A 12,204-nucleotide genomic window follows, 5' to 3' on the forward strand; every position below is an offset into this window, starting at 1 on the left:
TTGTCACCCTCCGTTTCTTATATATGGAGAAAAGCTAAAGCATCGGTTTTATCTTCCAAATATCGCTTGCATACTCTTGAATCGTCCGATCGCTGGAAAAATAACCAGAATGAGCGATGTTAATAGCACTCATCTGCAGCCAACGGTCACGATTCCTATAGGCAGCTTCTACTCGCTCTTGCGCCTCTGCGTAAGCCGCAAAGTCACGTAACACAAAATATTCATCATTTTGCATTAATAATGAATCATAAATGGGTTCAAAATGGTCGTGTGCATCACGGAAAAAGCCGTTGACAAGTTGGTCAACTACTTGCTTAATTCGTCGGTCGTGATGGTAGTACTCGTGCGCACGATACCCGCCATTTTGGTAATAGTCCAATACTTCCTGTGCCGTTAAGCCGAAAATAAAAATATTTTCTTTGCCGACTGCCTCTAAAATTTCGATATTGGCACCATCTAACGTACCGAGCGTAATCGCCCCGTTCATCATAAATTTCATATTCCCAGTCCCTGACGCTTCTTTGCTAGCAGTGGAAATTTGCTCGCTAACGTCCGCCGCTGGAAAAATTTCTTCCGCTAACGATACGCGGTAGTTTTCTAAAAAAATCACTTTAAGCTGTTCGTTCGTTTGCGGATCTCCATTAATTTTATCTGCTAATGAATTAATGAGCTTAATAATTCGTTTGGCGTAATAATACCCTGGGGAAGCTTTTGCCCCAAAAATAAACGTGCGTGGATAAATGGAAAAACTCGTGTCTTCTTTCAACCGATTGTATAAATACATAATATGCAACACATTGAGCAACTGACGCTTATAAGCATGAAGCCGTTTTACTTGTACGTCAAAAATAGATGATTCATCAACAACGATGCCCGTTTGTTGATATATCCGTTTTGCGAGCAACACTTTACGTTTTTGTTTGACGTTTCCTAGTTCTTGGCGAAAAGATGCATCAAATGCATACGGCTTTAAATCAAGCAACGTTTCTGGATTTTTAATCCATCGGTCACCAATAGCTTGCGTAATTAACAATGAAAGCTCTTGGTTTGCTTTTAAGAGCCAGCGACGATGGGTAATGCCGTTTGTTTTATTGTTAAACTTTTGAGGAAATACTTCGTAAAATAGCTTCATTTCCCGATATTTTAAAATTTCTGAATGAAGCTTTGCTACACCATTAACACTATAACTTCCAACAATGGCTAAGTGCGCCATCTTTACTAATCCATGCGCAATAATCGCCATCTCTTCGATTCGTTTCCATTGCCCAGGGTATCGGTTCCATAACTCTCGACAAAACCGTTCATTGATTTCTTCAACAATCATGTAAATACGCGGCAAAAGCGGCTGAAAAATGTGAATCGGCCATTTTTCCAATGCTTCCGATAATGTTGTATGGTTTGTATACGAAATCGTATTCGTCGTAATGTGCCAAGCATCATCCCAGCTCATGCCTTCTTCGTCTAATAATACACGCATTAGTTCTGGAATTGCTAATACGGGATGCGTATCGTTGACATGAATCGCAACATGTTCGTGTAGTTGATACAAATGCCCATGTTGGCGGCGATGAGTGCGAACGATGCTACCGATGCTAGCCGCCACAAGAAAATATTGCTGCTTGAGCCGCAATATTTTTCCTTCATCGTGTGTATCGTCAGGATATAAAAATTCTGAAATCGCCTCTGTTTCTCGCTTATACTGCATGACATTTTTATTCGTCGGGAACGTTTTTGCTGGCTCTGCGCTCCAAAGCCGAAGCGTGTTAACTGTTTTCGCTCCATACCCAATAACAGGCATATCGTATGGAACGGCCATCACTTTTTCGCTATCGACATGGCGAAATGTTAGCCGTCCCCCATCATAAGAAGCATCAACTTTTCCCCAAAAATTCACTTCTACCGCTAAATCTTCTTTTCGCACTTCCCATACATTTCCATGCCTTAACCATTGCTCTGGGAGTTCTACTTGAAACCCATCGACAATTTTTTGATCAAACAACCCGTGTTTATAGCGAATACCGTACCCATGTCCAGGCAAATTAAGCGACGCTAACGAATCTAAAAAACAAGCAGCGAGGCGGCCAAGGCCGCCGTTCCCTAATCCTGCGTCTGCTTCACTCTCTTCAATGTCCTGCAAATGAATCCCTAAATCGTGCAGCCCTTCTTCTACCACCTCGCGAATACCGAGATTTAACAAATTACTCCCAAGAAGACGCCCCAGTAAAAACTCAATTGATAAATAATACACTTTTTTATGGTTGTTCGCTCGGCTTCGTTCATTCGTTTGAATCCAATTTTTGCTTATATACTCCCGAACCATATTCCCTAACGTCTGATATTGATCCCGTATGGTTGATTCTTCAAATCGCTTCCCATGCATCATCTCTAATTTTTTTAAAAACACCGCTTTAAACTCTTCTTTGTTAGAGAACACGACTCCCACTCCCAGCCATTAATTCGTCGTAAAGCCAATTGTACTTAAACGCCGATTGTGCCCAACTATAATCTCGGCTCATCGCTGCTACCACTAACTTCTCCCACACCTCTTTTTGATAATAAAACCCGATGGCACGGCGAATCGTATAAAGCATATCGTGCGCATTAAAGTTTTGAAAGCTAAAGCCATTTCCTTCTCCAGTGAATTCATTAAATGGCTGCACCGTATCACGAAGCCCCCCCGTTTCGCGCACAATTGGAATCGCACCATACCTTAAAGCAATCAGCTGTCCAAGCCCGCACGGTTCAAATAGCGATGGCATTAAAAACAAATCCGCACCGGCGTAAATTTGGTGTGCCAATTCTTCATGAAAGCCAATATACGCTTTCACTTTATCCGGATATGTAATCGCCATTTCGCCAAAAAAGTGTTCGAACTCCCAGTCACCAGTTCCCAAAACAACAAACTGCACGTTTTCGGCAATAATTTCGTGAAAGACACATTTTACTAACTCTAACCCTTTTTGCTTTGTTAAACGAGTGACCATCGCAATTATCGGGACGTCTTCCTCGTTCGGCAACCCAAATCGTTGCCGCAGTGCTTTTTTATTGATCTCTTTTCGCGCAATCGTCGTCTGGTCGTATGGAACCGCAATGTACCGGTCTTTTTTGGGATTATACACTTCATCGTCAATCCCATTTAAAATTCCCACTAAATCGTGTTGACGCGCCCGCAAGAGCCCATCTAACTTCTCCCCGTAATAAGCTGTCTGAATCTCTTGTTTATATGTCGGGCTGACAGTGGTAATTTTATCGCTCGCAACAAGCGCTGCTTTCATAAAACTGACATTCCCGTAAAACTCCACATGTTCTATCGTAAAATAGCGGTCGCTTAAATTAAGTAAGTCTCCTAAAATTTCTCGCGGAAAAATGCCTTGGAACTGAAGATTATGAATGGTAAACACTGAACGAAGCTGTTGGTAAAACGAATTTTTTTTATACTCCTCCCGCAACAAAAACGGAATCATCCCTGTATGCCAATCGTGGCAATGAATAATGTCCGGTTGGAACGAAATTGCAGGCAAAGCGTCTAACGCAGCACGGCAAAAATACGAAAACCGCTCCCCATCATCGTAATGCCCGTACAAACTATCGCGTTTAAAATAATATTCGTTATCGATAAAATAATACGTAACCCCTTCGTGTTCGAGCATTTCGATGCCGCAATATTGCCGTCTCCACCCAACCCGAATAATAAGTTGCGTTATTTTTTTCATTTTCGCACGATACATTTCAGGAATCGTGCCATACTTCGGCAACATGACGCGAATATCGGTTCCGAGCCGTTTTAGTTCTTTTGGCAATGCCCCTGCCACGTCTGCTAGCCCTCCTGATTTCACAAACGGCACACATTCTGATACAACAAACAATACCTTCACTGGTTCATCAACGCTCCTTGTACAGTACCTTTTCGAATGATAAACGGGCGATGTTCTGTTCCCGCTATTTTTACATCATTCTCGACTTTCGCATCTTTATCGATAATGACATACTCTAATTCGCATCGTTCGCCAATTTGTGTTTTTTGCATAATAACACTATTTTTTACGACTGCCCCTTTTCCGATTTTTACACCACGAAATACGATGCAGTTTTCTACATGCCCTTCAATGACACAACCGTTGGCAATCATCGAATTTTTGACAACAGCATCTGCCGTATATTGTGTTGGCGGCTCATCTTTCACTTTTGTATAAATCGGACGCGATGGGATAAATAATTGTTTCCATATGTCTGGTTGAAGCAACTGCAAACTATGGAAAAAATAGCTCTCGACAGAATCAATCACTGCGACATAACCGTCGTGCTCATAGTGACAAACAGTCAACGAATGAAACGGGTCACGAACAACATCCCCAATGCTGTTATAGCCTGTTTGCACCCGATTAGCAATTAAATCAAGCAACAATGACGTCTCTAAAATAAACATTTCGAGCGAACGACCATGATGGCGCACTTCAGTAATATCACATTGATTTGCAATATGACGTTCTAACACGAGCCGATAGTCGATATTACAAACGGTATAGCTATTGCAAATAAGCGCATACTTTTGTTTGCTACGCAAGAAATAATCAATATGTTGTTCGAAATGCTGAAACGCTCCAATTTGTGACGATGAAAGCGGCAAATCTGGCGATGGGAAGAAAAAAAGGCCGTCTCTCTTTCGATTTAAATCCCAATTTTTACCTGAACCTAAATGATCCATCAGTGATCGGTATTGATATTTTGGGAAAATCGCGACACTTTCAATGCCGGAATTAACCATGTTTGACAACACAAAATCAATCAAACGATACCTTCCTGCAAACGGAACAGCTGCCACCGAACGATGAGCAGCAAGTTCCCGAAGAGGCTCCATATATGTCGTAGCATCAATTACACCTAACATCATTTTCACTATTGCTCATCCTTTCTCGATCGTTTCCGACCTCTGTTGTTCCAACCATTCTTTTGTAACAAGGACAATTTCTTCAGGCATGGACGGACGAATGACCGTACCTGCTGGAATTTCTAATGCTGATGGGACAATCGCTTTTTCCATATATACATTTTCGCCAATCATTGCATCTGGCATGACAACACAATCTTTTACTATCGCACCTTTTTGGATATGTACACCTTGAAACACAACAGAGTGCTCCACATCCCCTTCGATGACGCATCCCTCGTTCACTAGCGAACTTACAACAGACGCATAAGGGGCGATATATTGCGGTGGCTGGTTTGGATTCACAGAATAAATGCGCCATGTATGGTCAAATAAGTTTAGCTCGCTTTCCGGATTTAATAAATCCATATTCGCTTCCCATAAGCTTTTCACCGTTCCAACATCTTTCCAATACCCTTTAAACGGATATGCAACGACCCGTTTTCCTTTATTTAATAACAACGGAATTACATCTTTGCCAAAATCGTGGCTAGAATTTGGATTTGCATTGTCTATTTTTAAGTATTCTTTTAACAAAGACCAATTAAAAATGTAAATTCCCATCGATGCTAAGTTATTTTTGGGACGTACTGGTTTTTCTTCAAATTCAATAATTTCCATCTGTTCGTTCGTATTCATAATGCCAAAACGGCTTGCTTCCGACCAAGGCACTTCAATGACCGAAATCGTCACATCTGCCCCTTTCTCGATATGATAATCGAGCATTTTCGCATAGTTCATTTTATAAATATGGTCTCCAGAAAGAATGAGCACATAATCGGGATCGTATTGCTCAATGTAATTAATGTTTTGATAAATCGCATGTGCAGTTCCTTCGTACCATTTCACCCCCGATGCTTCCGAATAAGGCGGCAATACTGTAACGCCGCCATTTTTTCTATCCAAATCCCATGCGCTTCCAATCCCAATATATGAATGCAATAAAAGCGGCTGATATTGTGTCAACACTCCAACAGTGTCAATGCCTGAATTTGTACAATTGCTTAACGTAAAGTCAATAATACGGTATTTCCCACCAAACGGAACAGCGGGCTTGGCAAGCTGCTTCGTTAGAGAGTTTAAGCGACTACCTTGACCGCCTGCCAATAACATGGCGATGCACTTTTTCTTTCCCATCATCAGTTCGCTCCTCTCGTTTTCGTATTGGACGCAACACAGAAATTCCAAACGGTGGAATCGTCATTTGAACATGGTACGGCTTTCCATGAAACGGCTCTTCTCTCGCCGCCAGCGCTTTTTTATTTATATGCCCTGACCCACCAAATGTAATAGCATCGCTATTAAACGCTTCTTTATAAGTTGTGTGCAATGGCACCCCAATTTTATAGTCATGATAGACGACCGGTGTAAAATTGCATACGACGATTAATAGGTCATTCTCTTTCGTTCCTTTTCGTATAAAGGAAAAAATGCTTTGTTCTGCATTATGAACATCAATCCATTCAAATCCTTCCGGCGAATGATCCAATTCATAAAGCGCCTTATACCGTTTATAAAACTTCATTAACTCTTTCACATATTCGTCCATTTTCCGATGCATCTCAAAATCAAGAAGCATCCAATCTAACTGTTCTAAATCTTTCCATTCATCAAACTGTCCAAACTCCCCACCCATAAATAATAGTTTTTTCCCTGGATGTGTCACTAAATACGCGTAAAGTAAGCGAAGTTGCGCGAATTTTTGTTCGTAGTCCCCCGGCATTTTGTTCAACAACGATTTTTTTCCATGCACTACTTCATCGTGGGAGAATGGCAAAATAAAATTTTCTGAATAAGCATATAAAAGCGAAAACGTGACTTTATGATGCAACGATTTTCGGTATTCCGGTGCTGCTTCCATATAGGTTAATATATCGTTCATCCAACCCATATTCCATTTATAGTTAAAGCCTAGTCCTCCTTCGTACGTTGGAGAGGTGACACGCGGCCAGTCTGTCGAATCCTCGGCAATCATCAAGACAGAAGGGTCATGAGCAAAAACAACTTCGTTTAGCTTTTGTAAAAACTCGACAGCATATGGATTTGGTTGACGTACATCGCTATTAGGCCAGTACAGCATATTGGCAACAGCATCTACTCGAAACCCATCAATATGAAAATATTCCATCCAAAATAACGCATTTGAAATAAGAAAGCTATGCACTTCTCGTTTTCCTAAATCAAAATTCGCTGTACCCCATACAAAGTTTTCACGATCTTGAAAATTAACATACTCATAGGTTGGTTCTCCATCAAATAAGTAAAGACCGTGAGCATCTTTACAAAAATGACCAGGAACCCAATCTAAAATAACGCCAATTCCCGCTTGATGACAACGGTCGACGAATGCCATAAAATCATGCGGAGTACCGTAACGACTTGTCACCGAATAGTAGCCCGTTCCTTGGTATCCCCACGACCGATCAAGCGGATGCTCAACAAGCGGAAGCAGTTCAATATGGGTAAATCCATGTTCCAAAATATACGGAATCAACTCATCGGCCAGTTCTTGATACGTATAGAAACTTCCATCGTTCTTTTTTTTCCATGTTCCAAAATGAAGTTCATAAATAAACATCGGCTGCTGATAAATAGGCTTTCGCAGTTTTTTCCGTTGCCATGCTTTATCATTCCATTCGTATCCTTCTAGTGAGTAGACAATAGAAGCTGTTTGCGGACGGAGCTCGGAATAAAAGGCATACGGATCTGCTTTTAATAACACATCACCGTTTTTCGTAACAATTTCATATTTGTATAAATGTCCTTCTAAATTTTCTGGAACAAAAATTGTCCATACCCCTTGCTCGCTTACTTTCACAAGTGAATGATCGCTCCCATTCCAATCATTAAAATTCCCGACAAGCCGAACTTCACGTGCATGAGGAGCCCATACACAAAATCTCGTTCCAGTTATTCCATTTTCATTTATGACATGTGCTCCAAACAACTCATAACTTTTATATAAGCTTCCCTCATGAAACAAATGAACTTCAAAATCTGTTGGGGTTGTAGCGATCAAACGGCATCGCATCCTTTCCTTATAAATTTTACAGTTATTCTATATATTCCACACGTTCTGATAAATTCCTTGAACAAAAATGTTTATATTTTTTGACAACTTTCAACATCCGCCTTGCCAACATATTTTTCAAATTATCGTTTGCGTTTTATTACCTAGCTGCATATAATTAAATTAAATATTTAATTAAAATTATTATAATTATAGGTATATAATATAAAATGAGGGGTGCATGATGTACGACTATCACCATCTTCCGCATATGAAACAGCAAAGCAAATCGAAAAAAGCTCTTTGGACTACGCTTATACTAACCGTATTTTTCACATTGGTCGAAGTCATTGGAGGTCTTTTTTCCAATTCACTCGCTTTGTTGTCTGATTCGGCCCATATGGCTTCAGATGTGTTAGCACTTGGCTTAAGTATGATTGCTCTCTATTTAGCATCACGACCGCCAAACAAAACATTCACTTTTGGCTATTTGCGATTTGAAATTATTGCTTCGTTTTTGAACGGGTTAGCGCTTGTCATCATCGCATTCGGCATTTTGGTGGAAGGCATCCGACGCTTCCTCCACCCAGAACCGATCGATTTCTCCTTAATGTTAACAATTGCTTCGATCGGATTAATCGTTAATATCATATTAACGATTGTTTTAAGCCGTAGCACAAAAGAAGAAGAAAATTTAAACGTGAAAAGCGCACTTTGGCACTTTATTGGCGATCTTCTCAGTTCCATTGGAGTGATTATTTCTGCGGTCATTATCTACTTTACCAATTTTTACGTAGTCGACCCACTCATTAGCATAGTCATTGGGGCAATTATCTTTACAGGCGGAGCAAAAATTACACGTGAGTCATACTTAATTCTCATGGATTCCGCACCGTCTCAATTTGATTTAGATCGCATCCGAGCCGATATTCAAAACATAGAAGGAGTAGAGGACGTGCACGACATGCATGTGTGGGCCATTTCTTCTGATCACTACTCAATTACCGCCCATGTATTTATCAATGAAAAGATTCAACCATTTTGTGTGATTTTAGCCATTAATGAGATGTTGGAAAAGAAATACGGGATTAAACACGCAACCATTCAAGTGGAACATGCGTCGTTTCACAACCATGGGGAATATGGAAAGCAATTTCTTCATAAACAAAACGAAGCGCACAACAAAGGGACTTCGCTTTCTCCATAAAGCAGAAGTCCCTTTGTCTATCACGAAAAAGAAAAAAATCACTATGCATACAGCATAGTGATTAATGATGACCCGTACGGGATTCGAACCCGTGTTACCGCCGTGAAAGGGCGGTGTCTTAACCACTTGACCAACGGGCCACATATAGAAAACTGGCGGAGAAGGCGGGATTTGAACCCGCGCGCCGCAAAAACGCGACCTAACGGTTTAGCAAACCGTCCCCTTCAGCCACTTGGGTACTTCTCCTCATGGCTCCGCAAGTAGGATTCGAACCTACGACCTACCGGTTAACAGCCGGTTGCTCTACCGCTGAGCTATTGCGGAATGCTCTTCTAAACAAATACTCAAAAATAACCTACTGCCTCTTCCTCTGCTAGCTTATTCGAGGAAGCTAAGTGCGTCGAGGCAACTCGCAGCTTATTCACCGACGCGTTGCTCGTCGCTGAGCTATTGCGGAATGCTCTTCTAAACAAATACTCAAAAATAACCTACTGCCTCTTCCTCTGCTAGCTTATTCGAGGAAGCCAAGTGCGTCGAGGCAACTCGCAGCTTATTCACACCGACGCGTTGCTCGTCGCTGAGCTATTGCGGAATATAAAAGATGGGCCTAAGTGGACTTGAACCACCGACCTCACGCTTATCAGGCGTGCGCTCTAACCAGCTGAGCTATAGGCCCTCGCTGAAAAAGCGGGTGATGGGAATCGAACCCACGACATCAGCTTGGAAGGCTGAGGTTTTACCACTAAACTACACCCGCATATTATATACGACGGTTATTTTTACTCCTGTGACGCATCCCCATTCCTCTTCCTCTACTAGCTTACTCGAGGATGATTCATTCGTCGAGGCAACTCGCTACCTATTCATAAATATGTTGCTCCTCGCTCAGGTTTTACCACTAAACTACACCCGTGGAATTTTGGATGGGGCGACTAGTGGGAATCGAACCCACGAATGCCAGAGCCACAATCTGGTGCGTTAACCACTTCGCCATAGCCGCCACATTTCTGGTGCCGGCTGCAGGACTTGAACCCGCAACCTACTGATTACAAGTCAGTTGCTCTACCAATTGAGCTAAGCCGGCATAACATAGATAACACTCTATACATAGATTTTTCTTTTATGTCTCTTTCTCTACTAGCTAATTCGACGATGATTCATTCGTCGAGACAACTTGCAGTAATTTGAAAGATGCTTTCCTCGTCTCTCCCAATTGATCTAAGCCTACAACATGAAAATGGTGGCTCGGGACGGAATCGAACCGCCGACACAAGGATTTTCAGTCCTTTGCTCTACCGACTGAGCTACCGAGCCGTTATATAATGTTTGCATTTTATTTATTTTCTTCATCACGCCAGAAATTTCTTCTTTTCGACTGTTTCTCTTACTCGACAAAATCCATTTCCATAGTGGCGGTCCCGACGGGACTCGAACCCGCGATCTCCTGCGTGACAGGCAGGCATGTTAACCACTACACTACGGGACCATTTGGTTGCGGGGGCAGGATTTGAACCTGCGACCTTCGGGTTATGAGCCCGACGAGCTACCAGGCTGCTCCACCCCGCGACGATATAAAGATTAAATAAAATTTTTATTATGCTCAATGTCTCTTTGGCTGCCTCTTCCTCTACTAGTTATTCCGAGGATGCTATCTGCATCGAGGCAACTCGTAGCGAGCTCATAGATGTATTGCTCGTTGCTCCACCCCGCGATGATAAGAAAAAACAAATAATGGTGGAGGATGACGGGATCGAACCGCCGACCCCTTGCTTGTAAGGCAAGTGCTCTCCCAGCTGAGCTAATCCTCCATAAGAGTGACCCGTACGGGATTCGAACCCGTGTTACCGCCGTGAAAGGGCGGTGTCTTAACCACTTGACCAACGGGCCATATTTGTTAATAGTGGCGGAGAGCAAGGGATTCGAACCCTTGAGGCGCTGTTAACGCCTACACGATTTCCAATCGTGCTCCTTCGACCACTCGGACAGCTCTCCAAAATGGCTCCGCAAGTAGGATTCGAACCTACGACCTACCGGTTAACAGCCGGTTGCTCTACCGCTGAGCTATTGCGGAATGCTCTTCTAAACAAATACTCAAAAATAACCTACTGCCTCTTCCTCTGCTAGCTTATTCGAGGAAGCCAAGTGCGTCGAGGCAACTCGCAGCTTATTCACCGATGCGTTGCTCGTCGCTGAGCTATTGGGGAAGAATTTATTTATATTCTGCCTAGCAACGTCCTACTCTTGCAGGGGCGCGAGCCCCAACTACCATCGGCGCTGGAGAGCTTAACTTCCGTGTTCGGGATGGGAACGGGTGTGTCCTCTCCGCCATCGTCACTAGGCAATTTGATACAGACAGTTACTATTATAATAAATCTCTTATATGTGTCAAGGTTTTTTTGTTCTTTCAAAACTAGATAACAGGGGCAGAAGAAAAGGAGTCGCCTACGCTTTTCGTGATGTCTAGCTCCGAACTAACATCCTCCTCCGCGTCCGCTTTCTCCATCGACGTGCAAACACGTCTTCGTCGAAAGCTTGCGCTTCCGTCGGATGTTCCCTTGGCTCCGCCAAGGACCGTTCTCCGCTTTTCCGATTGTCTAGCTTCGGCTCCTAGCCCCTCGAATCGCTTCCATCCTGCTGCGGCGGCAACAGCCTCCTCGCAGGCCTTTCGCTCTCTTCGTGGCTGAACAGTCGCCTACGCTTTTCTATGGTTAAGTCCTCGATCGATTAGTATCCGTCAGCTGCACGTGTCGCCACGCTTCCACCTCGGACCTATCGACCTCGTCATCTTCGAGGGATCTTACTCGCTTATGCGATGGGAAATCTCATCTTGAGGGGGGCTTCACGCTTAGATGCTTTCAGCGCTTATCCCTTCCGCACATAGCTACCCAGCGGTGCCCTTGGCAGGACAACTGGTACACCAGCGGTGCGTCCATCCCGGTCCTCTCGTACTAAGGACAGCTCCTCTCAAATTTCCTACGCCCGCGACGGATAGGGACCGAACTGTCTCACGACGTTCTGAACCCAGCTCGCGTACCGCTTTAATGGGCGAACAGCCCAACC

At 43.0% G+C, this 12,204-nt stretch carries 6 protein-coding genes, 14 tRNA genes, 1 rRNA gene and 1 other annotated feature; of the genes, 1 reads left to right on the top strand and 20 read right to left on the bottom strand.

What is annotated here, in order from left to right:
- Positions 1 to 34: 34 nt before the first annotated feature.
- The 5 genes from GFC30_RS15775 to glgB are packed head-to-tail and all read right to left on the bottom strand — an operon-like array spanning position 35 to position 7,958.
- A complete protein-coding gene (locus tag GFC30_RS15775) occupies positions 35 to 2,434 on the bottom strand; it encodes a glycogen/starch/alpha-glucan phosphorylase (protein WP_066327965.1) in 2,400 nt (799 codons plus the stop codon).
- Positions 2,424 to 3,875 carry a glycogen synthase GlgA gene (gene glgA / locus GFC30_RS15780; RefSeq protein WP_066327967.1) on the bottom strand — a complete coding sequence of 484 codons (1,452 nt, stop codon included), beginning with the start codon at positions 3,873 to 3,875 and terminating at the stop codon, positions 2,424 to 2,426. The genes GFC30_RS15775 and glgA overlap by 11 nt, the downstream gene beginning before the upstream one ends.
- Positions 3,872 to 4,900, bottom strand: a complete 1,029-nt coding sequence (locus GFC30_RS15785; RefSeq protein ID WP_066327969.1) for a GlgC family sugar phosphate nucleotidyltransferase — start codon at positions 4,898 to 4,900, stop codon at positions 3,872 to 3,874. The genes glgA and GFC30_RS15785 overlap by 4 nt, the downstream gene beginning before the upstream one ends.
- 3 nt (positions 4,901 to 4,903) lie before the next feature.
- Positions 4,904 to 6,064 carry a glucose-1-phosphate adenylyltransferase gene (locus GFC30_RS15790; protein WP_066327971.1) on the bottom strand — a complete coding sequence of 387 codons (1,161 nt, stop codon included), beginning with the start codon at positions 6,062 to 6,064 and terminating at the stop codon, positions 4,904 to 4,906.
- Positions 6,015 to 7,958, bottom strand: coding sequence for a 1,4-alpha-glucan branching enzyme (gene glgB / locus GFC30_RS15795; protein WP_066327973.1), 1,944 nt, complete (start codon positions 7,956 to 7,958; stop codon positions 6,015 to 6,017). The genes GFC30_RS15790 and glgB overlap by 50 nt, the downstream gene beginning before the upstream one ends.
- A 223-nt stretch (positions 7,959 to 8,181) precedes the next feature.
- Between glgB and GFC30_RS15800 the strand changes: the two genes are divergently transcribed.
- A complete protein-coding gene (locus tag GFC30_RS15800; RefSeq protein ID WP_066327982.1) occupies positions 8,182 to 9,144 on the top strand; it encodes a cation diffusion facilitator family transporter in 963 nt (320 codons plus the stop codon).
- A gap of 68 nt (positions 9,145 to 9,212) precedes the next feature.
- On the opposite strand, the gene GFC30_RS15805 is transcribed toward GFC30_RS15800, so the two are convergent.
- The 15 genes from GFC30_RS15805 to rrf all read right to left on the bottom strand — a co-directional run bounded on the left by GFC30_RS15805 (position 9,213) and on the right by rrf (position 11,483).
- Positions 9,213 to 9,284 (bottom strand) — tRNA-Glu (locus GFC30_RS15805).
- A 13-nt stretch (positions 9,285 to 9,297) separates the two neighbouring features.
- Positions 9,298 to 9,390: transfer RNA gene (locus tag GFC30_RS15810), tRNA-Ser, on the bottom strand.
- Between the two features lie 3 nt (positions 9,391 to 9,393).
- Positions 9,394 to 9,468 (bottom strand) — tRNA-Asn (locus GFC30_RS15815).
- A gap of 278 nt (positions 9,469 to 9,746) precedes the next feature.
- Positions 9,747 to 9,820, bottom strand: a tRNA-Ile gene (locus tag GFC30_RS15820).
- 10 nt (positions 9,821 to 9,830) lie between these two features.
- Positions 9,831 to 9,901 (bottom strand) — tRNA-Gly (locus GFC30_RS15825).
- A gap of 167 nt (positions 9,902 to 10,068) precedes the next feature.
- Positions 10,069 to 10,144 (bottom strand) — tRNA-His (locus GFC30_RS15830).
- An 8-nt stretch (positions 10,145 to 10,152) separates the two neighbouring features.
- A tRNA-Thr gene (locus tag GFC30_RS15835) sits at positions 10,153 to 10,228 on the bottom strand.
- Positions 10,229 to 10,382: 154 nt separating this feature from the next.
- A tRNA-Phe gene (locus tag GFC30_RS15840) sits at positions 10,383 to 10,458 on the bottom strand.
- Between the two features lie 96 nt (positions 10,459 to 10,554).
- A tRNA-Asp gene (locus GFC30_RS15845) sits at positions 10,555 to 10,630 on the bottom strand.
- Positions 10,631 to 10,633: 3 nt separating this feature from the next.
- Positions 10,634 to 10,710, bottom strand: a tRNA-Met gene (locus GFC30_RS15850).
- Positions 10,711 to 10,876: 166 nt separating this feature from the next.
- A tRNA-Val gene (locus tag GFC30_RS15855) sits at positions 10,877 to 10,952 on the bottom strand.
- Positions 10,953 to 10,959: 7 nt separating this feature from the next.
- A tRNA-Glu gene (locus tag GFC30_RS15860) sits at positions 10,960 to 11,031 on the bottom strand.
- A gap of 14 nt (positions 11,032 to 11,045) precedes the next feature.
- Positions 11,046 to 11,136, bottom strand: a tRNA-Ser gene (locus tag GFC30_RS15865).
- Between the two features lie 4 nt (positions 11,137 to 11,140).
- Positions 11,141 to 11,215, bottom strand: a tRNA-Asn gene (locus tag GFC30_RS15870).
- Positions 11,216 to 11,366: 151 nt separating this feature from the next.
- A 5S ribosomal RNA gene (gene rrf, locus GFC30_RS15875) occupies positions 11,367 to 11,483 on the bottom strand.
- 365 nt (positions 11,484 to 11,848) lie between these two features.
- Positions 11,849 to 12,204, bottom strand: a sequence feature (23S ribosomal RNA rRNA prediction is too short).

Source organism: Anoxybacillus amylolyticus, assembly GCF_001634285.1.
GTDB classification, from domain to species: Bacteria; Bacillota; Bacilli; order Bacillales; family Anoxybacillaceae; genus Anoxybacteroides; species Anoxybacteroides amylolyticum.